Source organism: Streptomyces deccanensis (genome assembly GCF_022385335.1).
GTDB classification, from domain to species: domain Bacteria; phylum Actinomycetota; class Actinomycetes; order Streptomycetales; family Streptomycetaceae; genus Streptomyces; species Streptomyces deccanensis.
The window spans coordinates 5,265,635-5,287,668 of the sequence record NZ_CP092431.1 but is presented as its reverse complement, the minus strand read 5'-3'; the positions used below and the strand labels follow the sequence as shown (position 1 = coordinate 5,287,668).

Genomic DNA, 22,034 nt, shown 5'->3' with positions numbered 1-22,034 from the left:
ATTACTGGATCAAGACGTGCGCGACTTAACTTGCTACCCGCCGGTATGGCCGGAAAGCGATGGCGGGGAGGGGGCAGCCGAGGTGAAAGACATGCCCCGGACACTCACCTGAGCAGCAGGCAACCAAGAATGGCCTGAACATGCCTAGGGGTTCACGGGAGCAATATGTGGCCATGACGTGATGACAGGTGAACGGAGAGGGGCCCGAGGTCGACATCCTTGCTCAGCGCCCCCAGGGGTGCGCGGTGAGCCGGGAGGGCGCCGCGGGCGAGTTGCGGGGAACGGGGGATTCCGAATGATGCCGGAAGCGGTCTCCCTTACCTGCCGGTACGTGTGACGATACGGCCCTGTTCGAAACTTGAGACCTCAATCTGAGGCCACGGTCGCAAAGGAACAGGACATGACCACGCCTGTGCCCTCCGCCTCTTCAACAGTCCCGCCCGCCGGTTCGCCGGGGCGCCTCCTCGTCGTGGACGACGAGGAGGGGATCCGCTCCATGCTGACGATGGCGCTGGAGTTCCTCGGCCACCAGGTGACCGCCGCGGCCACCGGCCGCCAGGCCCTCCAGGCCGTCACCCGGTACGACCCCGATCTGATCCTCCTCGACGTCAACCTCCCCGACCTGAGCGGCTTCGAGGTGTGCCGGACGCTGCGCGACCGGGGCAACACGGTCCCGGTGCTGTTCCTCACCGGGCTCGGCGGCGTCGACGACCGGGTCCGCGGGCTGGACATGGGCGGCGACGACTTCGTCGTCAAGCCCTTCGAGCTGAAGGAGATCGCCGCCCGCGTGCGCGCCCTGCTGCGCCGGGCCGGCGGCGGACACTCCGCGCCCGACCGCAACCGCCTCAGCGCCGGCGCGGTCCAGCTCGACATCGACGCCCACCAGGTCTGGGCCGACGGCCGCCCCGTCGAGCTCACCACCACCGAATTCGCCCTCCTGCGCTACCTGATGGAGAACCCCGGCCGGGTGCTGTCCCGGCGCCAGATCCAGGAACGCGTCTGGAACCACCGCGACGAGGGCTCGGGCGTCGTCGACACGTACATCTACTATCTGCGCCGCAAACTGGGCGAGCCGGGCCAGTCCCTCATACGAACGGTCAGAGGAGTGGGCTACCAACTGTGCGCGAGCTGAACGGGGCCCGTTCCGGGCCCATCGCCGACCTGCCCCGTCGGCCGGGTGGGTCGTGGCGGTGAGTGGGTTCGCCGGGCTGGGGGAGAACATCCGGGCCGTCGGGCTGCTCGCCCCGGACGACACGAGCCCGCGGCCCCTTCCCGGCCGCCCCCTGCCCCCGGTCGAGCGTCCGATCCGCCCCCACCGCACGGGTCAACGCACCGTCTGCTTCTGGCTGATCGCCATGATCGCGACCCTGGGCGCCGTCGCCGCCCTCTCCGCCCACACCCTCGCCCACCACCTCACCGCCCGCACCGACCAGGAGATCACGCGAGCCAGCGGCGCCCCCTCCGCTTCGGTCCCCCCGGCCCCGCCCCTCGGCGAGAACGGTCTCGTCCTCGTCCTCGACGACCGGGGCAGGGTCGTCGAGCGTCACCCGGGGTCGGCGGGCCTGCCCGCGTTCCCGGCACTGACGTCCGCCCGGCTGAAGGCGTACGCGGCCCGGTCGGAACCCTCGGCGTTCGGGAAAAGCTACCGCGCGAAGGTGGTGCGCACGACGGACGCTGGCCGGGATCACCAGGCCGGTTACGTCGTCACCGCCCGGTCCACCGCCGACGACCGGCGGGCCGTCGCGCACCTGCTCCAGGTCGAGACGGCCGCCGCGCTCCCCCTCCTGGCCACCGTCCTGATCGGCGCCCGCCGCCTCGGCCGCCGAGAGGTCAGGGAACGGCAGGACACCGAGCGGCGGCTGCGCGAGTTCATGGCTGCCGCCGGGCACGAGCTGCGCAACCCGCTGACCACGATCTCCGGTTACACCGAACTCGCCCGGGTCGACGACCCCGCCCACGAACCGATGCGGCGGGAGGCGCTCGACCGGATCACCACCGAGGTCGGCCGGATGGGCGCGCTCATCGACGAGTTGGTGCTGCTGACCCGCCTGGACTTCGGCCAGCCCCTCCAACTGACCTGCGTGGACCTGGCCCAGCTGTGCCGCGACGCGGTCTCCGCCGCCCGTGCCTGCCACCCCGACCGTCCCGTACGGCTGCTGCTGGCACCCGGCGACCACACGGTCACCGGTGACCCGTTGCGGCTGCACCAGCTCGTCGCCAACCTGCTGGCCAACGCCCGCGTCCACACGCCACCGGGGACGACGACCACGCTCGGGCTCGGTACGGAGGACGGCCACCGGGTGATCGAGGTGCTGGACGACGGCCCGGGGATCCCCGCCGAACTCCGCGCCCGGCTCTTCGACCCCTTCGTACGCGGCGCGGAGACGCGGGCCGCCGGCAGCGGGCTCGGCCTCAGCATCGTGGCGGCGATCGCGACGGCCCACGGGGGCGTGGTCACCCTGGAACCGTCCGAACCCTCGCGCCGAGGAGCCTGGTTCAGGGTGCGCATCCCGGCGCCCTCCTGAACCGCCCGCATAACCCATGGGTGGTGACCCGATGTGGACTTTACCCACGGCTGGGGAGTTTCTGAGCGATCTCTGATGCGGCTCCGATCCGTTCCGGAGCGACGACCGCTTAAGTGATCAACGTGCGGTGTCCACCCTGTGTACGCACAGGGTGACCTCGTACAACTCCCCCTCCGAGGTCGGCCCGGCATTCGCCCTGATCGACGGCTCATCGATCTATGACGAACGGAACGACGGCTCATCGACCGGCTCGGCCTACCGGGTACGTGCCGGACCGACCTCATCCCTCATCCAGCCGCCGCCGCAGCGTCTACGCGGGCTGCCGCCGGAGCATCTACGCGGGCTGCCGCCGCAGTTCGGCCAGGTGCTGCCGGGCGTGCTCCAGTGCGCCGGCGCGTCGTCCCGGCACCCGGTCCCGCAACTCCACGAATTCCACGCCGAGTTCATGGGCGCGCGCGGTGTCCGTGATCAACCCCCACTGGTGGTGCGCCCGGTCGACCGCGGCCTCGACCGCCGGGTCCTGGGCCGACCGTCCCGCCGCGAGCCGCGCCCGGGCGACCCCCATCCAGGCCGCGCAGCTGCCCGCCGGGTCGCCCGCGAACATGGCCAGGTCCGCCCGCACCTCCCGCCAGTGCAGGACCTCCTCCGACCCGTCCCCGAACTCCCGCAGGGCCCCCTGCTCGCACCGAGCGGCAAGGGCGTCGGCCTCGGCATGCAGCCCGGCCCCGACGGCCGCACTGATGGCGGCGTGCGGGTCGACCACGGCCGCGTCGTTCGCCGGGGGCGTGGACGGGGGGTTCGCCGGAGGCGCGGGCAGGGCCGGAGGACGGCTTCGGGACGCCTGGGGCGCGGCACCCTGCGGACGGGGAGGGGTGGGGGCGGCGGGGGTGAGACCTCCGGGCATGGCACCCCGCACCGCACCCGGCACGGCACCCGGCGTGGCCCGCGGCACGGCACCCCGCACCCCGCCCGTGGCGTCGTAGGAGAGGACCAGGTCGCCGTAGCCTCCCGTGCGGGCGAGCACCTGCTCGTGCAGCACCGCCGGCTCCGGCCGCTGTCCACTCCGCAGTATGGTCGCCAGCGCCTTCATGTACCCCGGCACGGCCACGCTCCGCCGCACCCCCGCAACCGGCGGCGCGACCCGCCCGTACACGCTCACCCCCGGCCCGAGCGTCAACGGCTGTCCGGCCAGTTGCTGCCACACCTCCGCGTCGGCGTGCAGATCGACGAACAACGTCGTCGTCCCGGGCGTACGCAGCCTCAGCTCCTCCACGATCCAGTGCCAGGGGAACGCGGTGTACCGCACGGTCGCCGGTGTCGTACGCGCCAGCGCCAGATGCACGAGCCGCTGCTTGCGGTCGAGTTGCAGCTGCCCGGCGAGGTACACGGTGAGCGGTCCGGGCGCGGTGGCCGCCGCACGCAACCGCGTCAGGACGGCCTGCGGCTCCAGCGGATCGGCCAGCTCCACGACGTTGGCCGTCCCCGTGCCGGACAGCACCTCGGGCGTGACGGCCGCCAGTACGGGGAGCACGGAGGCCGCGTCCACCAGGCACCCCTTGCCCATGGGAGAGGCCGCGATCAGCAGCACCGTTCCGGGCATCGTTCCCTCCCCGTCGATCACCTGCACCAGCCAGCACGGTAACCGCTGCACGTGCGAAGGGGGAAAGGAGCAGGGCAGGAGCAGGGCGCGAGCGCTCACCGCGGGGCGCCCGGAGCCCGGCGCAGCGGCTCCGTCGCCCGGCGCACCGCGAAGATCGTCGTGTCGTCGTCGAGGCCGCCGCCGGTGTGGGCGAGGACGCCGTCACGGACGAGGCCGACCAGGCACTCGGGGTCGAGGACGGGCGCCCCGGCGGCGAGGGCGCGGGCGAGGTACTCGCGGAGCGGGAAGAACACCCCGCGCCCGTCACGCGCCTCCGTCACCCCGTCCGTGACCAGCAGCAACGTCTCGTCGGCGGCGAGCCGCACGGTGGCCGTCCGGGTGTCGCGCGGCGCCAACTCACCGAGCCCCAGCGGCAGTCCGTCCTCCATCGGGAGGAAGCGCACCCCGAGGGGGGAGAGCAGCAGCGGGGGTTCGTGGCCGAAGTTGACGACGTCCACGGTGAGCGCGTCGAGCCCCGTGAGGTCCGGGCCCCAGTCGGTGCGCGCGCTGCGCAGTTCGGGGAAGTCGAGGAGGACGGCGGTGGCGAAGCGTTCGGCGTCGTCGCGGCCGACGTGCGCGCAGTAGCGCACGTGGCGGACCATACGGGTCTCCAACCGCTCGGCCACGGTGGCCGGGTCGGCCTCGTGGTAGGCGGCCTCGCGGAACGTGCCGAGCAGCACGGAGGCCGCCTCGACCGCCGCGAGCCCCTTGCCCTGGACGTCGCCGATGACGACGCGGGTGCCGTGGGGGCTGGGCTGGATGTCGTAGAAGTCACCGCCGACGCGGGCCTCGCTGTCGGCGGCGAGGTAGATCTCGGCGTGGTCCAGGCCGCCGACGTCCGGCGGGAGCTGGCGGAGCAGGATACGGCGGGTGGTGTCGACGACGGCCCGCATGTGCAGCATGCGCTCCTGGCCGCGCAGCCGTACCGCGCAGGCCAGCACGGAGAGGATGCCGCCGAGGGCGACGAGGACGAAGTCGGGGAGGCCGGTGCGTTCCTGGTGGGGCCAGGAGTTGTCGCCGAGGATGTACATGAACATCGCGAGCGCCGCGAACAGCGCCGTCGTCCACACCCGGCAGACCGCGGCGGCGGTGCCCGGGACCAGGACCAGCCAGGAGATGACCCGGAAGTCGCCGCCGGTCATCCAGTCGACCACCGGTACGGCGAGCAGCACGACGAGCGGCGGCAGCCAGGCGACGTTCCGCCCGCGGATACGCAGCGGCTGCTGCCGCGCGACGGGGTCCGGCTCCCGGCGCCCGAGCGGCACCGGCATCCGCATCCGCATGCCCACCAGCGAAACACGGCCCCGCGCCCCCCGCATCCGCCCACCCCCGTCACCACCCCCGTCCCCCGACTTGCCAGGGGCCCTCCCCAGGTGTGGTCTGGTAGACGGGGCGGAGAGTGGCGGGGGAGGGAAGAGAGGAGTGCTCCCATGGCTCAATCGGCACCCACTCCGGGGCGGCCCGTGATCCCGGGTCGGCCCTCGGTCCCGGGCAGGTCGGCGGGGCCGGCCACGCCCGACGTCTTCAGTGAGCGCACCCACCGGCTCACGAAGCTGATCCTGCCGGTGGTCCTCGGCCTCGTCTACGGCTACTGGGCCGCGGCCATGAACCGTGACGCCGGCCCCATCACCGGCTGGAACCTCCTCTTCGGCTTCGTGACCGCGTTCGTGTTCGCGGCGCTCTTCATCGCCGTACAGACCGTCGCACCCCTCCTCCGCCGCGAACCGCACGCCGTCCTCTGGGCCGCCTTCGCCGGCTGCGCCTTCGGCTTCCTCTACAGCCAGGCCCCCCAGCACACCGTGGTGCGCGCGACGCTCATGTCCCTCGCCGTCGCGGCGGCGGTGTTCGCGGTCGCGTTCTACCGCTACTACACCCACGAGGACGCGACGGGCCACCGCCTGCGCTGACTCTCACTCCTCCTCCCACTCCCAGGTGCCGGAGGCCGTGAAGGTCCACGTGAACGAGACAGACCCGGAACCGTGCCCGTCCTGGCAGGGATCGCAGTCCTTCCAGTTCGGGCACGGGTCCGTGCAGTTCGGCACCGAGCGCCCGTGCGTGTCGACGTACACCGCGCTCGCCCAGCCTCGGACGTCACCGAGCCAGTACCAGTGCGGGTCGCCGAACACCTTCTGGCCCCGGACCTCGCAGTCGACGACGGCCCGGCTGCCGGGCGCGAGGGAGCCGACGACGCGGGAGTCCGTGGTCGGCTGTGCGCGGAGGTTGAGGTCGCCGCCGGAGACGACCGTGCCCCGGACGGAGCCGTCGGAGGCGCCCGCCGCCGTGGTGCCGAGCGCCGACACCGCGAGCACACCACCGGTGATCCCGGCCGCGACGAGGGCCCGCAGGGCAGAAGTGGGCGGAGAACTCGGGGAGAGGGAAGAACTCGGAGTACGCGGGTCACTACGCATGCCTTGCCTCCTCGGCACCCCCTTCGCCACCCCTGTCACTCTTCCTCCAGGTAACACCCGTTCGAGTGAGTGCTCCACCGGAGCGGACTCCGCCGCCGCCCCTCCCCGTTCGGCTTGTCCTGTGGGGCCATTCGCAGTCACGTGGGTCCGGAGCGCTCGCGACGTCGTGGGCGGGGGTCTTGCCTGGAGGGGTGTCCCACCGTGCCCGCGGCGCCCTGTCGGCCGTACTGACCGCGCTCGCCTGCCTGCTGACGCCGGTGGGCGCGCTGGCCGCGTGGGCGACGTACGAACTCGCGGACCGGACGCGGTACGAGGCGGTCATGGCGCCGCTGGCCACCGACCCGGCCGTACGGGAGGCGCTCGCGGACGCGGTCGCCGCCGGGGTCCTGCGCGAGGTCCGGGTGGGGCCGCCACTGCGGGGCCCGGTACGGGAGTTCACGCACGAGGCGGCGCGCTCCTTCACCCAGACCGAGGCGTTCCGCACGGCGTGGCACATGGTGAACCGGGCGGCGCACGACGCGGTGCTGACGGCGGTGCGCGCGGACGACACCGACAGCGGCGGCGCGGGCGGGCCCGGCGTCGGCGGGGCGCGGGGGGTGGCGCTCGACCTCGCACCGGTCGCCGAGCGCGTCAAACGGCAACTCGTGCGCGACCACGTGCCGTTCGCCCACCGCATCCCGGTCGCGCGCACCGAGGTCGAGGTGTTGTCGGCCACGGAACTGGTCCAGCTTCGAAAGGGGTATCGCGTGCTCGAAATCGCCGCGTTCTGGCTTCCGGTCGGTGCGCTCGCACTGGCCGCCGGGGGCGTACTCGTCGCGACGCAGCGTCGTCGGGCGGTCTGCGCGACAGGTCTCGGCGCGGCGCTCGGCGGTGCGCTGCTCGGCGTCGCCGTCGCCCTCGGCCGCCACCTCACCCTCGCCGACCTGCCCCCGGACGTCTCCCCGGCGGCAGCGGGTGCCGTCTACGACGCCCTCACGGCCACCCTGCGCACGGTGACCTGGGGGCTGTTGCTCCTCGGTACGACCGTGGCCGCGACCGCCTGGCTCACGGGCCACCTCGTACGACATCGCCGAGCGTCCGCAGCGCCCCCGCCAGCACCGGCGGAGGAACCGACGCGAGCCCGAGCCTGACGCAGTCGGCGGCGGAAGCCGCGGCGCCGGCCGCCGGACCGCCCGGAGCCGTCCCCCGCCCCGCCCCCGCGACGCTGAACGCCGGCCCCGGGGTCACCGCCACGCCCCGTTCGGCGGCCGCCGCGCGGAACGTGTCCGCCCGCCAGGGCCCGGGCAGCTCCCACCACGCGTAGTAGGCCCGTGCGTCCCCCCGCACGGTGAACCCCGCGAGGTGCTCGGCGACCAGCCGCTGCCGTGCCGCCGCGTCGGCCCGTTTCGCCGCGACCAGCCGCTCGACCGTGCCGTCCCCGATCCACCGCACCCCCGCCTCCAACGCGAACCGCCCGGCCACCCAGCCGCCCGACCGCAACGCGGCCGCCGCGCCCCCGACCCGTCCCTCCGGCACCACCAGGAACCCGACGGTCAGCCCCGGCGCCACCCGCTTGGACAGCCCGTCCACGACGTACACCCGCTCGGGCGCGTACGCGGCCAACGGCGGCAGCGCCGCCGCGTCACCGACACCTCCGCCCGCATTCTCGGGCCGAGCGCCGCCCGTGCCCGTATCGCCGCCCGTGCCCGTATCGCCGCCCGCCAGGAACGACCAGATCCGGTCCTCGATCACCGGAAGGTCCAACTCCCGGAGCACTCGCGCGAGTTCGGCCCGGCGTCCCGCCCCCATCGTCATGGACGTCGGATTGTGCAGCGTCGGCTGCGCGTACACCGCCGACAGCGGCGCGGCCCGGTGCGCGGCGGCCACGGCCTCCGGCCGGAGCCCCTCCCCGTCCGTCGCGAGCGGCACCAGGGTCACCCCCAGCCGTCCGGCGATCTCCTTGACCAGGGGATACGTGAGGGACTCGACGCCGACGCGGCCCCCGGGCCGTACGAGGTGGGCGAGGGCCGCGGCGATGGCCTGGCGGGCGTTCCCGGCGAAGAGGAAGCGTTCCGGGTCAGGGCGCCAGCCGGCCGTGGCCAGCAACCCGGCCGCCGCCTCGCGCGCGGCGGCCGTACCGGTCGCGGGCGCCGTACGCAGCGCGTCCGTCAGCACGTCCGGCCGCAGCAACGGCGCCAGCCCGGTGGCCAGCAGCTCCGACTGGCCCGGCGCGGAGGGGTAGTTGAGCTCCAGGTTCACCGGCGCCGGGCCCGCCGGCTCGGCCAGCGCCCGCCCCGCCGACGCCGCCGTCGGCGCCGCCCGGACGAACGTCCCGCGCCCGACCTCCCCCACCACCAGCCCGCGCCGCACCAGCTCCGCGTACACGCGCCCTGCGGTCGACCCGGCGATCCCCCGCCGCCGTGCGAACAGCCGCTGCGGCGGCAGCCGGTCACCGGGCTTCAGCCGCCCGGACGCGATGTCGTCCGCGACGCGATCGGCGATACGCCGGTAGTCGGCCACGGCCTTCCTCCTCATTGCACCGAGGGCAAAGATCTTATTGCACCGAGGAGTTGGGGCGCCCTAGGGTCGATTCCATGACCACCTTCCTCGCATACGAGGACAAAGGGGAACACGATTCCGCGGGCCGACCCGTCGCCCGCGTCCCCCTCGTCCTCGTCCACGGCCACCCCTTCGACCGCACGATGTGGTCCCCGCAGATCGCCGAGTTCTCCGCCTCCCGCCGCGTCGTCGCGCCCGACCTGCGCGGCTACGGCCGGTCCCCCGTCGTCCCGGGCGTCACCCCGCTGTCCACCTTCGCCGAGGACATCGCGGCACTGCTGGACGACCTGGGGGTCCCGGAGTTCGTCCTCGGAGGGCTCTCCATGGGCGGCCAGATCGCGATGGAGTGCTACCGCCTGTTCCCGCACCGCGTCCGGGGCCTCCTCCTCGCCGACACCTTCCCGGCCGCCGAGACCGGGGAGGGCCGGCGGGCCCGGAACGCCATGGCCGACCGGCTGCTGCGCGAGGGCATGGCGGGGTACGCCGACGAGGTGCTGTTCAAGATGGTCGCGCCGTACGCCGACGCGGACGTCGCGGCCCATGTGCGCCGCATGATGACGGCCACCGACCCGGAGGGCGCCGCGGCGGCCCTGCGCGGGCGGGCCGAGCGCCCCGACTACCGCGAGCTGCTCACCCGCGTCACCGTCCCGGCGCTGGTCGTCGTGGGCGCCGACGACGAGTACACCCCGGTCTCCGACGCCGAGGCCATGCACACCGCCCTCCCCGACTCCACCCTCCACGTCGTCGACGACGCCGCCCACCTGCCGAACCTGGAACGCCCGGAGGAGTTCAACAAGGCGCTGGGTGCCTTCCTGACCCGCCTGGACGAAGCCACGCCCGGCCTGCGCTGAGCCACGCCCGGCCTGCGCTGAGCACTGAGCACGGGGTCGCGCCCGGCCTGCGCTGAGCGCCGAGCACGGGGCGCGTCCCGGTACCCCGTCCCGGCCCTCCCACGCCCCCCTCCTCCCGATTTCACCCATTCGGCCTACACCACATGCGGCCCTCCTCCCGCCGCGTGAGCATGCGGGTGAGCTGTCCATCCCTCGGAGGAGGCCCTCATGGCCCAGCACAGCACCGCACCACGCTCGAACACCACGTCGCAGGAGACGCCGATGTCCCACCGGGGCGCCCGCTCGGAGTGGGCCCACGGCGGGATGGTGTTCGCCGGTGTCCTGATGATGGTCATCGGCGTCATGGGCATCCTCAACGGCATCGCCGGGATCGCCACGGACGACGTGTACACGAACATCGGCAGCTACGTCTTCGAGTTCAGCCTCACCACCTGGGGCTGGATCCACCTGGTGATCGGACTCTGCGTCCTGGCCACCGGGTGGGGCGTCATCCAGGGCCAGACCTGGGCCCGCGCGGTGGGAATCGCCCTGACCTCGCTGTTCGCCATCGAGTACTTCATGTTCCTGCCGTACGCGCCCGTCTGGTCGGTCATCTGCATCGGCATCGCGGTCTTCGTGGTCTGGTCCCTGGCGACGTCCCCGGACCCCACGCCGTAGGCGTACGCCGAACGACGACGCCCCTACGGGCCGAAGAGCGAAGCCGGGCGCAGCCCCGGCTTCGCTCTTCAGGGGCGCGGGGAACTGCGCGACCAGCCCCCACCGGACCCGCACCCGCCCACACACCCCTCCCCGATCCCACCCCCGGCGCAACCTTCCCCCCACCCCGCCCGTCCTTAGAAGGACCCGCAAACAGCAGCGAAAGGCACCGGCCGTGGAGAGCGCGACCATCGAGCGGCCGGACCCCGTCCCGGACCCCGCACCGGCAGCCGGGCCCCGCCCGCGCAAACGGCACGGCGGCAAGGCCTTCCTCGCCGTCCTGCTCCTCCTCGGCGTCACCCTCGTCGCCGGCTCCCGGGCCGTCGGCATCGACGCCTTCACCCCGGTCCCCCAGCTCCTCGCGTTCCTGCCCTGGCTGCTCGCCCCCACCGCCCTCGCCCTCCTCCTCGCGCTCCTCTCCCGCCGCTGGATCGCCCTGACCTGGGGCGTGGTGCTCCTCGGCGCGCTCGCCTGGTACATCGAGCCGTACGGCAAGGCGAGCCAGCCGACCGGGCCGGTCCTCGCCGAGGTGCGGGTGATGACGTCGAACGTGCAGTTCGGCCACGGCACCGACGCCCTCGTCAAGGCCGTACGCCGGGAGCGCCCCGACATCGTCTTCGTCGAGGAGTGCGAACTCACCTGCTCGGCCAAGCTCCGCGACACGCTGGGCGACCTGAGCGGCCGGACCCCGGACTACCCCCACCGCCGGTCCGTCGAGGGCTACGGCTCCACCGGCTCCGTCATCCTCAGCCGGTACCCCCTGAAGTCCACCGACCCGATCCCCGGCTCGATGGGCATGCCGGGCGCCGTCGCCGACGTCGAGGGCCACCCCGTACGCCTCCAGCTGGCGCACCCGATGCCGCCGCTGCCGGGCCAGCTGGACACCTGGCGGCGGGAGCTCGGCGCGCTGCGCGCGTACGCGGCGAAGGACACCGAGACGCCCACCATCCTGGCCGGGGACTTCAACGCCACCCAGGACCACGCGGTCTTCCGCGCCATCCTCGACGCCGGGATGAGCGACGCCGCCCGGCTGACCGGACAGGACCGCAGGCCGACCTGGCCCTCCCGGACGACCCCGAGGTTCGGCGTCCAGATCGACCACGTCCTCGTCTCCGAGAAGGACTTCTCCGCCCGCGAGGTCCGCTTCCGGGCGCTGTCCGGCACCGACCACAACGCCGTCACCGTGGACCTCGCGCTGCACCGGCGCGGGTGAGCGGTCCTGGCGAAAGTCCTGACGAAGGTCCTGGCGAAAGTCCTGACGAAGGTCCTGGCGAAGGTCCTGGCGAAAGGGGCACAAACACCCCCCGGAACCCCCGATCACCCCCGGCCATAATGGGCGCATGCCCCGCACGCTCCCCATCGGCCTCGCCCCGCCCGACTGGCTGGTGCGGAACCTCCGGCCGCAGCCCGCGCCGCTCAACCGGCCGGCCGTGGCGCGCGCGGCGATCGCGCTGACGCTGCCGCTCGTGCTCGGCCTCGCCGCCGGCCGGCCCGAGTACGGCGCCCTCGCCTCCATGGGCGCCCTCTCGGGCGTCATCAGCGACACGGCGGCCGCGTACCGGATGCGGCTGCTGAACATCGCGATCCCCCAGCTGTTCGCCGCCGTGGGCATCACCCTCGGTTCGCTGGTGTACGGGCAGGGCTGGGTCACCGTCGGGGCCCTCACCGGGGTCGCGCTGGTCTCCGGGATGATCTCGTCGATCGGCGCCGTGGCCTCCGTATCGGGGCTCCTCCTGCTGCTCAACTCGGTCATCGGCGCGGGGCTGCCGATGCCGGGCCCGTGGTGGCTGGCCCCGCTGCTGATGACCGGCGGCGGCTTCCTCGTCCTCGTCCTGGCCCTGCTCGCGTGGCCGCTGCGGGCGGGCGTGCCGGAACGGGCCGCGGTCGCCGACACCTACCGCAAGGTCGCGGACCTCCTCGCGACGACGACCGGGGACGCCCTGGACACCCCGGCCGGCGCCACGGACACGTACGACGAAGCCCGGCGGCTCGTCACCCAGTCCCTCAACCAGTCCTACGACCTGGTCCTCGCCCGCCGCGCCCGCCACCACGGCCGCAGCCCCGAACTCGTACGCCTGCTGGCCCAGTTGAACGCGGTCACCCCGCTGGTGGAGGCCGCCCCGGCGGTACGGCTGTCCGGCCGGCCGCTGCCCGCGGAGATCCCGGTGGCCGTACGGCATCTCGCGGAGGCCGTGGAGACGGGGTACTCGGGGCCGCTGGGGCTGCGGCTGCCGGAGCCCGGGAGCGAGATCGGGCGGGCGGTCGACCAGGCGCTGCGGCACGCCGCCGACGTCGCCGGCGAGAAGTCGCCGGACGCGCTGAAGAAGGCCGGCGACCGGGCGGGCCGCCCCGCGCCGCTGGGCGTACGCGCCCTCCGGGTCGCCCGGAACGTGGCCCTCTCCGGCACCTCCTGGCGCTACGGTCTGCGCCTCGCGCTGTGCATCGGCATCGCGCAGGCCCTGGTGTCGCTCGTGCCGGTGCCGCGCTCGTACTGGGTGGCGCTGACCATCACCTTCGTCCTGAAGCCGGACTTCGGGTCGGTGTTCTCGCGGGCGCTGCTGCGGGCGCTCGGCACGGTCGTGGGGCTGGTGGTCGCGGCCGCGATCCTCACGGAGGTGCCGCGCGGCTGGTGGGACGTACCGGTGATGCTGCTCCTCGCCCCGCTCATCCCCGTCTTCACGCCCCGGGGCTACGGCTATCAGACGGCCGCCATCACCCCGGTGATCCTGCTGCTCTCGGACACCCTCAACCACCAGGGCGCCGATCTGCTCGTCCCCCGTCTCGTCGACTCCCTCATGGGCTGCGCGATCGCCCTGGTCGCGGGCTATCTGCTCTGGCCGGAGAGCTGGCACGCCCGGGTCGGCGACCGGCTCGCGGACGCCGTCGCCGACACGGCCGCGTACGTCGAACGCGCCTTCGGGGCGAACCCGGCGGACCCCGCCGACCGGGCCCGGACCCGCCGCCGCCTCTACCGCGACCTCTCCACCATCCGTACGGAGTTCCAGCGGGCCCTGACCGAACCGCCGCCCGTCGGCCGCCGCGCCGCCGCCTGGTGGCCCCTGGTCGTGGCGGTCGAGCGGATCGTGGACGCGACGACGGCCGCCCGCGTCCGGATCAAGCAGGGCGCGGAACCGCCGTCCGCCGCCGAGGTCGACCAAGTCGCCCTACAGCTACGGGAGTTGGCGGACGGGCTACGGAAGACCGAGACCCTCTACGAGGTCCGCACCGACCTCAGCGGGCCGCCGGGCAGCGTGCTGGAACCGCTCCGCCAGGAGGTGGCGGCGGCCCGGACGATCACCTCTGCCCGCTGAGCCACGAGTTCCTCAGGTCAACCCGGCGCAGGGCGCCGAATCGTTACGTCATCCCCGCACGGGTGACTGAGGGCGAATTCGCAGCCGAAAAGCAGACATGATCAATCCTGTTCAACCGCCCTACCTATAAGGGGATTTTTCATGCGTCGCACCGCGACCGTCCTGCTCGGAACCCTCGCCCTCGCCGGTGCCCTTGCCCCGGCCGCCCACGCGGTCCCGGACCCGGTCGGGACCGTCACGTGTCTCGCCGAGACGCCCGCCGCCGTGACGGAGCTGGCAGCCGACCCGACCGCCCTCGTCGACCCCGCCGCGCTGCTCGACCCGGCCGGCGCCCCGGCCGTGAGCTGCCTCGCCCCCTGAGTAACGCCCCGGCGCGGAAACGTGCGGGCCGCCCTCCCCGACAGGAGGGCGGCCCGCATTCATGTGCCCGGACGGATGATCACCCGTCGGTTCAGACGCCGATGTCGCAGCCGTCCGCGCGCCAGACCGCGACGACCGCCGGGCGGACGTACGTGCCCGGTCCGTCGGGCCAGGTGCTCTTCGGGTTCTCGACGGTCGCGCCGTCGAGCTCGCCCGGGTGCTGGACGGCGACCAGGACACGGCGGTCCTGGATGATCGGGCCGCAGGTCTCGGCACCGCTCGGGACGGTGAGGAACTGCTTCAGCTCACCACGGCGGTCCCCCTTGGTCGCCACGCCGAACAGTCCGTCGTGCGAGCCGAGCTGGGCGCCGTCGGTGGAGATCCACAGGTTGCCGTACCGGTCGAAGGCGACGTTGTCCGGGCAGGAGATCGGGGAGACGTCGTCCTTCGGGAAGCCGGCGAAGTAGGTCGCCGGGTCGTTCGGGTCGCCCGCGACGAGGAAGAGCAGCCAGGCGAACTTGGTGCTCTCGGGCCGGTTCCAGCGCTCGGTGAGCTCGAGGACCTGGCCGTGCTTGTTGGCGTTGCGCGGGTTGGCCTCGTCCGCCTTGGGGTTGGAGCCGACACCGCGGTTGGAGTTGTTGGTGAGGGCGACGTAGACCTTGCCGGTGACCGGGTTGGGCTCGATGTCCTCGGGCCGGTCCATCTTGGTGGCGCCGACCTTGTCACCGGCGAGCCGGGTGAAGACGAAGACCTCGTCGGCGGTCATGCCGTCCACGTGGGAGACGGCGCCCTTGGCGGTGGCGGTGGCCAGCGGGATCCACTCACCGCTGCCGTCGAACTCACCGTCGGCCGGCAGCTTGCCCGTGCCGTCGATCTCGATGGCGGGGGAGTCGCCGGTGAGCTTGGCGACGTAGAGGGTGCCCTCGTCGAGGAGCGAGAGGTTGTGCTCGCGGACGGCGCGGCTCGACCCCTTCTTCATCCGCTTGCTGCTGACGAACTTGTAGAAGTAGTCGAAGCGCTCGTCGTCACCGGAGTAGACGACGGGACGGCCGTCGGCGGTGAGCCGGATGGTCGCGGCCTCGTGCTTGAAGCGGCCGAGGGCGGTGTGCTTGCGCGGGGTGGAGGTCGGGTCGTACGGGTCGAACTCCACGACGTACCCGAAGCGGTGCGGCTCGTTCGGCTCCTGGGCCACGTCGAACCGCTTGTCGAACCGCTCCCACTTGCGCTCGGTGGCGCCGGTGCCGATGCCGTACCGCTTGTCGGTGGGCCGGCTGCTGTTGGCGAAGTACTGGTTGAAGTTCTCCTCGCCGTGCAGCGTGGTGCCCCAGGGGGTGGTGCCGCCGGAGCAGTTGTTGAGCGTGCCGAAGACCTTGCGGCCGGTCGGGTCGGCGGAGGTCTTGAGCAGGTCGGAACCGGCGGCGGGGCCGGTGAGCCGGAACTCGCTCGTCGCCGTGACCCGGCGGTTGAGGTGGTGGCGGGGCACGGCGGTGAGCTTGCCGGTGCGCCGGTCCTCCTCGACCACGACGGCGGACAGCCCGTGCGCGGCCCAGGCGACCTCGACCTGGTCGCGGGTCGGGTTGGCGGCGTCGTAGCCGCGGAACATGAGCACCTCGTCGGTGTACTCGTGGTTCGCGACGAGCAGCTGTCGGCCGCGCTCACCCGGGAGGGGGAGCAGGGCGAGGAAGTCGCAGTTGTACCCGAACTGGCCGGCCTGGGCCTTGGCCGTCTGCTTCTCCGGGTCGAAGGCGGGGGCGCCGCGCAGGATGGGCTCGCCCCAGCGGATGACGACGTTCTGCTTGTACCCGTCGGGGACGGTCACGGCGTCGGCGGTGTTCGGCGCGACGGACGTGTAGCGCAGACCGCGGGCGGCCTTGGGCCGGGTCTTGGACCCGGCGGCTCCGGCCGACCCCGCGGCGTCCGCCGACGTGGCCGCGGCGGCGGGCCGGGCGGTGCCGAGCGAGACGGCCGAAGCGGCCGCGCCCGCCACGGAGACGACCGCGGCGGCCCGCATCACCGAGCGACGGCTGAGCGCGCTCGCGATGACGTCGCCCACGTACTCGTTGGTGCTGGTGTTCGGCACCTCGTGGAAGCAGGCGTCGCCACAGCGGAAGCGACAGGTCAGGGCGGAACGGCCGCCGGGATGCGAGCCGATCATGGGCAGCAGCTTGCGCACAGCGCGCTCCTCGATGCTCTTATGTGCCTTTTTGGTGTGAGCGCGACGCTAGGGGGGCGTGTGTTCGAGAACGGGGACGGAAGGTGAACAGGGAGTGAACCTGCGGCAGTTGAGGCGGTGTTGACAGCGCGGGGCGGCGGGGTTAGTGAAAGGCCCCCGCCCCACCCCAAGATCGCCACGCCCGGCCGCTAACCTTACGTGTCCGTCCTGGCCAGGGATTGACGGGCTACAACTCACCCGAAGGGTTGCGCACATGGGCATTCTCTCTCTCCTGCGGAATGCGTTCAGCCGCTCACGCAAGGGGCGCGACACGGTTCCTTCGCAGGAGGCGGAGCGGGATTCCGCCCCGGAGGACACCTCCGCGGCGGCGGCCGAGGGGGCCGCGCCGCAGCCGGTCGCCGCCGAGCCGAGGGTCCCGGCCCCGGCGACGGAGCCCGCGACCTCCTCCGTCGCCGACGAGCTCGTCTCGGCGGCCTTCGACAACGTGACGGTCCCGAAACCGCGCCCCAGCGAGACCCCCGAGAGAACGCCGGAGCCGACGACCGAGCCGAAGGCTGAAGCTGAGGCTGGGGATGGGGCTGAGGCTGAAGCTGAGGGCAGGCCGAAGGAGGAGGCTCCGGCGGCGGAGCCGGCAGCGGCTGCCGAGGAGAAGACCGAGGTCAAGGCGGAGACGTCAGTCGCCGAAACCGAGGCGAAGGTCGAGACGCCGGTCGCCGAGGCTGAGGCTGAGACGCCCGTGGCCGAGGACGAGGCTAAGTCGCCCATCGCCGAGACCGAGGCCCCCGCCGAGGCCGAGGCCGAGGCCAAAGCCGAGGTGGAGACCAAGGCGGAGACGCCGGTGGGCCAGGCCGAGCCGGTCGCTGAGACCGAGGCGCCCGCCGAGGCCGCGGTTGGGGCCGCCGACAAGGCCGAGGCGACGGCGGCCGTCGAGGCTGCCGATGAGGTGGAGGCTGCTGCGCCGGTGGCCGAGGCCGAGCCGGAGACAGTCGTCGAGCCCGCGCCGGTCGCCGACCCTGAGCCCACCGCTGCCGCTGAGGCCGAGGCGGAACCCACCGCTGCCGCTGAGGCCGAGGTGCCAGCTGAGGCCGACGCGAAGGCCCCCGCCGACGAGAAGCCCGCCACGCCGGTCGCCGAAGCCGCGCCGGAGCCGGTGGCCGAGGCCGAGCCTGAGGCGGCGACCCCGGAGCCGGAGGCGGACGCCGAGCCCGTGGCTGCGGACACCGAGCCCGTGGCGACGCAGGACGCCGAGCCGGAGCCCGAGGCCGCCGAGGTGGCTGCCGATGAGCCCGTAGCGGAGGCCGAGCCGGAGCCGAAGGCTGCCGCTGAGGCCGCGCCGGAGCCCGAGGCGTCCCCGGAACCCGAGGTCACCCCGGCCCCGGAGGCTGTCACCGAGCCGGAACCCACCCCGGACCCGGCCGCCGCCGCCGAACCGGAAGCCACGTCTGAACCGGCCGCGACCCCGGAACCCGAAGCCACCCCGGAGCCCGAAGCCACCCCGGAGCCCGAGGCCGCCTCGGAGCCGCAGGCCACCCCCGAGCCGACCCCCGAGCCGACCCCCGAACCGGTCGCCGACGAACCCTCCAAGGCCCCGGATCTGGTCGTCGTGGCCGATGAAGCCACCCCCGAAGCCACCCCTGAAACCACCCCCGAAGCCGAAGCCGCCGACGGCGACGGTGCCCCACAGGTGGCACCCGCGGCCGACGACGAAAGCGGCACGGGTGGTGCGGGTGGGAAGACGGACGGGGCCGAAGGCGCAGCCGAGGCCGTACCCGCCGCCCCCATCCCCGGAGGGCTCCGCACCGCATACGCCGCCGCCCAAGCCGTACTCGCCAAGCAGAACCTCACCCCCGCCCGGGCCAAGGTCTACCTCGTCCTCGACAGGTCCGCCTCGATGCGCGGCTACTACAAGGACGGCTCCGCCCAGGCCCTCGGCGAGCAGACCCTCGCCCTCGCCGCCCACCTCGACCCCGAGCAGCCCCCCACCGTCCCCGTCGTCTTCTTCTCCACGGAACTGGACGGCACCGGCGAGCTCACCCTCGACGCGTTCGAGAACAAGGTCGACGACCTGCACGCCGGCCTCGGCCGCATGGGCCGTACCAGCTACCACGTGGCCGTCGAGGAGGTCCTCGCCCAGCACCAGAAGGCGGCACCCGGCACCCCCGCCCTCGTCGTCTTCCAGACCGACGGCGCCCCGGACGCCAAGACCCCGGCGAACCAGGCGCTCGCGGACGCCGCGAAGAACCACCCGGCCGTCCACTTCGCGTTCTTCGCGTTCGGCGACCCGGAGAACAAGGCCTTCGACTACCTCCGCAAGCTGAAGACGGACAACACGTCCCACTTCCTGGCGGGCGAGACCCCGCGCGAGCTGACGGACGCCGAGGTCTACGAGGGCATCCTGGCCGGCTGGCGCCCGTAACCCCCCGTACCGCCACCCCACCCCACCCCGCACCACCCCGTGCCGCCCGCTTCCCACCCGTCAAAACGGGAGGCGGGCGGCACACCCATGTCGGCTAGGATTTCAAGACTCACGAAATCGACCGACCTGGGAGCATCCCCCGATGGCTCGACACCTCATCACCAGCGCCCTTCCGTACATCAACGGGATCAAGCACCTGGGCAACATGGTGGGGTCCATGCTCCCGGCGGACGTGTACTCCCGCTACCTGCGCCAGCGCGGTCACGACGTCCTCTACATCTGCGCGACGGACGAGCACGGCACCCCGGCCGAGCTGGCCGCGAAGGAGCAGGGCCTCCCGGTGGACACGTTCTGCGCCCAGGCGCACGACGCGCAGAAGGCCGTCTACGACGGCTTCGCCCTGGCCTTCGACTACTTCGGCCGCAGCTCCTCCCCGCAGAACGTGGAGATCACCCAGCACTTCGCCCGCCGCCTGAAGGAGAACGGCTTCATCGAGGAGCGGGCGATCCGCCAGGTGTACTCCCCGACCGACGGCCGTTTCCTCCCGGACCGCTACGTCGAGGGCACCTGCCCGCACTGCGGCTACGACAAGGCCCGCGGCGACCAGTGCGAGAACTGCACCCGCGTCCTGGACCCGACCGACCTGATCGACCCGCGCAGCGCCATCTCCGGCTCCACGGACCTGGAGGTCCGCGAGACCAAGCACCTCTTCCTCCTGCAGTCCAAGCTGCAGCACGAGGTCGAGGCGTGGGTCGCGGCGCACGAGGAGGAGTGGCCGCACCTGTCGTCCTCCATCGCCCGCAAGTGGCTGAACGAGGGCCTGCACGACCGCGCCATCACCCGTGACCTGGACTGGGGCGTCCCGGTCCCGGCCGACACCTGGCCCGAGCTGGCGGCCGAGGGCAAGGTCTTCTACGTCTGGTTCGACGCCCCGATCGAGTACATCGGCGCGACGAAGGAGTGGTCGGACGCCGCCCCGGACGGCGAGACCCGGGACTGGAAGTCCTGGTGGTACGACGCCGACGGCGGCGACCACCCCGTCCGGTACACGCAGTTCATGGCGAAGGACAACGTCCCCTTCCACACCGTGATGTTCCCGGCGACCGAGCTGGGCATCCGTGAGCCGTGGAAGAAGGTCGACTACGTCAAGTCCTTCAACTGGCTGACGTACTACGGCGGTAAGTTCTCGACCTCGCAGAAGCGCGGCGTCTTCACCGACCAGGCGCTGGAGATCCTCCCGGCGGACTACTGGCGGTACTTCCTCATCGCCAACGCCCCCGAGTCGGACGACTCGTCCTTCACCTGGGAGCACTTCACCGCCACGGTCAACAAGGACCTCGCCGACACCCTCGGCAACTTCGTCAACCGCGTGCTGTCCTTCTCGCAGAAGCGGTTCGGCGAGGAGGTCCCGGCGGGCAGCGCCCCCGGCGAGGCGGAGGCGAAGCTCGGCGAACAGATCGCCGAACTGCTCGCCGAGTACGAGGGCCACATGGAGTCCCTCCAGTTCCGCAAGGCGGCCGCGGCCCTGCGCGCGCTGTGGTCGGCGGGCAACTCCTACCTGGAGGAGAAGGCCCCCTGGCTGGAGATCAAGACCGACCAGGACGGCGCGGCCCTCACCCTGCGCACCGCGATGAACCTCATCCACCTCTACTCGGTGGTCTCCGAGCCGTTCATCCCGGCGTCCTCGGCCGCGATGCGCGCCGCGTTCACCCTCAAGGACGACACGGCGACCTGGGTCACGCCCGACGAGGCCAGGACCCTGTCCTCCGTCCCCGCCGGCACCCCCTTCACCGTCCCCCCGGTCCTCTTCGCCAAGCTGACGGAGGACGACCTGGAGGCCTACAAGGAGCGCTTCGGCGGCGAACCGGCGTAACCGCCAAGCCGCCCCGCGAGGAAGCAACCCGTATGTCCGGGTGTGCGTCTGTGTGTGCATGGCACTGTTCGGAAACGCGCACACCGTCAATCCCGGCAAGGCCCAGCAGGACTACGGACGTCTGCTGGGTCACGGGGAGCAGGTCCACGCCGCGTTCCTGCTGATCCGCGACACCATCCTGTTCACCGACCGCCGGCTGATCCTGATCGACAAGCAGGGGCTCACCGGCAAGAAGGTCGAGTACCACTCCGTCCCGTACCGCAGCATCACGCACTTCGCGGTCGAGACGGCGGGCCACTTCGACCTCGACGCCGAACTGAAGATCTGGCTCTCCGGCACCCACGAACCCATCGAAAAAACCTTCACCAAGGGCGTGGACATCTACGAGGTCCAGGCGATCCTCACCCAGTTCGTGGCCCGGTAGGACCACCGGGAGGAGTGAGCGGGACAGGTGGAGCGGCTTGTGCGGGGTGCCCGAACAGCTCTGGTGCACACCGAGTATCACCTCTTTCAGATCACTGATCCGGAAGGGCCTGTGGCCGACGACCTCGACATGTCCCACAACGGGCTCGTGGCCGCCACCGACGGCGCCATCGAGGTGTCGACCGGGATCCACACCGGCGACGTCCGGGTGACGGTCGAGCTTCATGCCCAGAAGCCCGAGCCCGCCGCCGACTGGGAAGAGATCGCCGAGATCTCATGGCGCTCCCCTTCCGGGGAAGCATTCGTGGCTCCTCCCATGGATGACCCCGTGGACCTGCCCTCGCTGGCATTCCAGGGGCCGGGTCCGTACCGACTGCGCGTCCACGCGCGTGGCAGGGACACGGCTGTCGACCAGGCAGTCGTGGACGAGGCCGTGGAGTCCTATCTGCTCCAGAGCTGGCCCGCGGAACACCAGGACGCTCTTCTGGTGAGGGCGACCGACGCCTACGGGGCACAACTTCGGGCCCAGGATGCCGACGACACCATCGTCATCGACCACGAGGACTCTCTCGACACCCAGACCGGCCGGGAACGCGACATCCTGCGCCGGGCCGAAAACGGTCAGTAGTCGGCGGTAGTCAGATGTCCCTGCACAGGGGATCCCTACGGGGCCCGGACTACCGGCCGTGCGCGCTGCCGCCTGGACGAGTCCGCTGTACCGCACCTGCACCGCCGTGGCAGCTCGGAAGACCGGTCTCCCGCCGGCGCTCAGAAATACGAACTCCGGTGCTCTGGGCGCTCTCCCAAAGAAACTCGAGGGG

General features: G+C 72.6%; 18 protein-coding genes. 13 read left to right on the top strand and 5 right to left on the bottom strand.

Annotated features, from left to right (window positions below; genetic code table 11):
• Positions 1-400: 400 nt before the first annotated feature.
• Both L3078_RS23565 and L3078_RS23560 read left to right on the top strand, forming a co-directional pair.
• Complete coding sequence (locus L3078_RS23565; RefSeq protein ID WP_239755941.1) at positions 401-1,132, top strand: response regulator transcription factor; 732 nt, start codon at positions 401-403, stop codon at positions 1,130-1,132.
• Between the two features lie 58 nt (positions 1,133-1,190).
• Positions 1,191-2,525 carry a sensor histidine kinase gene (locus tag L3078_RS23560; RefSeq protein ID WP_239755940.1) on the top strand — a complete coding sequence of 445 codons (1,335 nt, stop codon included), beginning with the start codon at positions 1,191-1,193 and terminating at the stop codon, positions 2,523-2,525.
• Positions 2,526-2,859: 334 nt separating this feature from the next.
• Here L3078_RS23560 and L3078_RS23555 read toward each other — a convergent pair whose 3' ends face one another.
• Together L3078_RS23555 and L3078_RS23550 are read right to left on the bottom strand one after the other, a co-directional pair.
• Positions 2,860-4,125 (bottom strand): hypothetical protein, encoded by a 1,266-nt coding sequence (locus L3078_RS23555; protein WP_239755939.1) that lies wholly within the window; start codon positions 4,123-4,125, stop codon positions 2,860-2,862.
• A 95-nt stretch (positions 4,126-4,220) separates the two neighbouring features.
• Positions 4,221-5,447 carry a PP2C family protein-serine/threonine phosphatase gene (locus L3078_RS23550; RefSeq protein WP_239755938.1) on the bottom strand — a complete coding sequence of 409 codons (1,227 nt, stop codon included), beginning with the start codon at positions 5,445-5,447 and terminating at the stop codon, positions 4,221-4,223.
• A 147-nt stretch (positions 5,448-5,594) separates the two neighbouring features.
• Here L3078_RS23550 and L3078_RS23545 point away from each other — a divergent pair, with 147 nt between their 5' ends.
• A complete protein-coding gene (locus tag L3078_RS23545; RefSeq protein ID WP_239755937.1) occupies positions 5,595-6,071 on the top strand; it encodes a hypothetical protein in 477 nt (158 codons plus the stop codon).
• 3 nt (positions 6,072-6,074) lie between these two features.
• On the opposite strand, the gene L3078_RS23540 is transcribed toward L3078_RS23545, so the two are convergent.
• A complete protein-coding gene (locus tag L3078_RS23540) occupies positions 6,075-6,572 on the bottom strand; it encodes an SH3 domain-containing protein (RefSeq protein ID WP_239755936.1) in 498 nt (165 codons plus the stop codon).
• Positions 6,573-6,763: 191 nt separating this feature from the next.
• Between L3078_RS23540 and L3078_RS23535 the strand changes: the two genes are divergently transcribed.
• Positions 6,764-7,702: a hypothetical protein gene (locus L3078_RS23535; protein ID WP_239755935.1), complete on the top strand. Its 939-nt coding sequence runs from the start codon at positions 6,764-6,766 to the stop codon at positions 7,700-7,702.
• On the opposite strand, the gene L3078_RS23530 is transcribed toward L3078_RS23535, so the two are convergent.
• Positions 7,617-9,071 carry an aminotransferase-like domain-containing protein gene (locus L3078_RS23530; RefSeq protein WP_239755934.1) on the bottom strand — a complete coding sequence of 485 codons (1,455 nt, stop codon included), beginning with the start codon at positions 9,069-9,071 and terminating at the stop codon, positions 7,617-7,619. The genes L3078_RS23535 and L3078_RS23530 overlap by 86 nt on opposite strands.
• A gap of 74 nt (positions 9,072-9,145) precedes the next feature.
• On the opposite strand from L3078_RS23530, the gene L3078_RS23525 reads away from it, so the two are divergent.
• From L3078_RS23525 to L3078_RS23505, 5 genes are all read left to right on the top strand, one after another.
• Positions 9,146-9,961, top strand: a complete 816-nt coding sequence (locus L3078_RS23525) for an alpha/beta fold hydrolase (RefSeq protein ID WP_239755933.1) — start codon at positions 9,146-9,148, stop codon at positions 9,959-9,961.
• 207 nt (positions 9,962-10,168) lie between these two features.
• Positions 10,169-10,618, top strand: a complete 450-nt coding sequence (locus L3078_RS23520; RefSeq protein ID WP_239755932.1) for a DUF7144 family membrane protein — start codon at positions 10,169-10,171, stop codon at positions 10,616-10,618.
• Positions 10,619-10,832: 214 nt separating this feature from the next.
• Positions 10,833-11,870: an endonuclease/exonuclease/phosphatase family protein gene (locus L3078_RS23515; protein WP_239755931.1), complete on the top strand. Its 1,038-nt coding sequence runs from the start codon at positions 10,833-10,835 to the stop codon at positions 11,868-11,870.
• Between the two features lie 127 nt (positions 11,871-11,997).
• Entirely contained in the window at positions 11,998-13,968 is a 1,971-nt protein-coding gene (locus L3078_RS23510; protein WP_239755930.1) for an FUSC family protein, read from the top strand.
• 141 nt (positions 13,969-14,109) lie between these two features.
• Complete coding sequence (locus L3078_RS23505) at positions 14,110-14,328, top strand: hypothetical protein (protein WP_239755929.1); 219 nt, start codon at positions 14,110-14,112, stop codon at positions 14,326-14,328.
• A 91-nt stretch (positions 14,329-14,419) separates the two neighbouring features.
• Here the strand turns inward: L3078_RS23505 and L3078_RS23500 are convergent, their stop codons facing one another.
• A complete protein-coding gene (locus L3078_RS23500; protein WP_239755928.1) occupies positions 14,420-16,501 on the bottom strand; it encodes a PhoX family protein in 2,082 nt (693 codons plus the stop codon).
• A 253-nt stretch (positions 16,502-16,754) separates the two neighbouring features.
• On the opposite strand from L3078_RS23500, the gene L3078_RS23495 reads away from it, so the two are divergent.
• From L3078_RS23495 to L3078_RS23480, 4 genes are all read left to right on the top strand, one after another.
• Entirely contained in the window at positions 16,755-18,917 is a 2,163-nt protein-coding gene (locus L3078_RS23495) for a VWA domain-containing protein (RefSeq protein WP_239755927.1), read from the top strand.
• A 142-nt stretch (positions 18,918-19,059) separates the two neighbouring features.
• Complete coding sequence (gene metG, locus L3078_RS23490; RefSeq protein WP_239755926.1) at positions 19,060-20,790, top strand: methionine--tRNA ligase; 1,731 nt, start codon at positions 19,060-19,062, stop codon at positions 20,788-20,790.
• Between the two features lie 58 nt (positions 20,791-20,848).
• Positions 20,849-21,214 carry a PH domain-containing protein gene (locus L3078_RS23485; protein WP_239755925.1) on the top strand — a complete coding sequence of 122 codons (366 nt, stop codon included), beginning with the start codon at positions 20,849-20,851 and terminating at the stop codon, positions 21,212-21,214.
• A 111-nt stretch (positions 21,215-21,325) separates the two neighbouring features.
• Positions 21,326-21,841: a hypothetical protein gene (locus L3078_RS23480; protein WP_239755924.1), complete on the top strand. Its 516-nt coding sequence runs from the start codon at positions 21,326-21,328 to the stop codon at positions 21,839-21,841.
• The last annotated feature ends 193 nt before the right edge of the window (positions 21,842-22,034 follow it).

Bases quoted from the DNA above. Each gene is read 5' to 3' on its own strand.
- L3078_RS23540 (WP_239755936.1), bottom strand. From the start codon at position 6,572: ATGCGTAGTGACCCGCGTACTCCGAGTTCTTCCCTCTCCCCGAGTTCT.
- L3078_RS23510 (WP_239755930.1), top strand. From the start codon at position 11,998: ATGCCCCGCACGCTCCCCATCGGCCTCGCCCCGCCCGACTGGCTGGTG.
- L3078_RS23565 (WP_239755941.1), top strand. From the start codon at position 401: ATGACCACGCCTGTGCCCTCCGCCTCTTCAACAGTCCCGCCCGCCGGT.
- L3078_RS23485 (WP_239755925.1), top strand. From the start codon at position 20,849: ATGGCACTGTTCGGAAACGCGCACACCGTCAATCCCGGCAAGGCCCAG.
- L3078_RS23505 (WP_239755929.1), top strand. From the start codon at position 14,110: ATGCGTCGCACCGCGACCGTCCTGCTCGGAACCCTCGCCCTCGCCGGT.
- L3078_RS23550 (WP_239755938.1), bottom strand. From the start codon at position 5,447: ATGCGGATGCGGATGCCGGTGCCGCTCGGGCGCCGGGAGCCGGACCCC.
- L3078_RS23555 (WP_239755939.1), bottom strand. From the start codon at position 4,125: ATGCCCGGAACGGTGCTGCTGATCGCGGCCTCTCCCATGGGCAAGGGG.
- L3078_RS23495 (WP_239755927.1), top strand. From the start codon at position 16,755: ATGGGCATTCTCTCTCTCCTGCGGAATGCGTTCAGCCGCTCACGCAAG.
- L3078_RS23545 (WP_239755937.1), top strand. From the start codon at position 5,595: ATGGCTCAATCGGCACCCACTCCGGGGCGGCCCGTGATCCCGGGTCGG.
- L3078_RS23525 (WP_239755933.1), top strand. From the start codon at position 9,146: ATGACCACCTTCCTCGCATACGAGGACAAAGGGGAACACGATTCCGCG.
- metG (WP_239755926.1), top strand. From the start codon at position 19,060: ATGGCTCGACACCTCATCACCAGCGCCCTTCCGTACATCAACGGGATC.
- L3078_RS23520 (WP_239755932.1), top strand. From the start codon at position 10,169: ATGGCCCAGCACAGCACCGCACCACGCTCGAACACCACGTCGCAGGAG.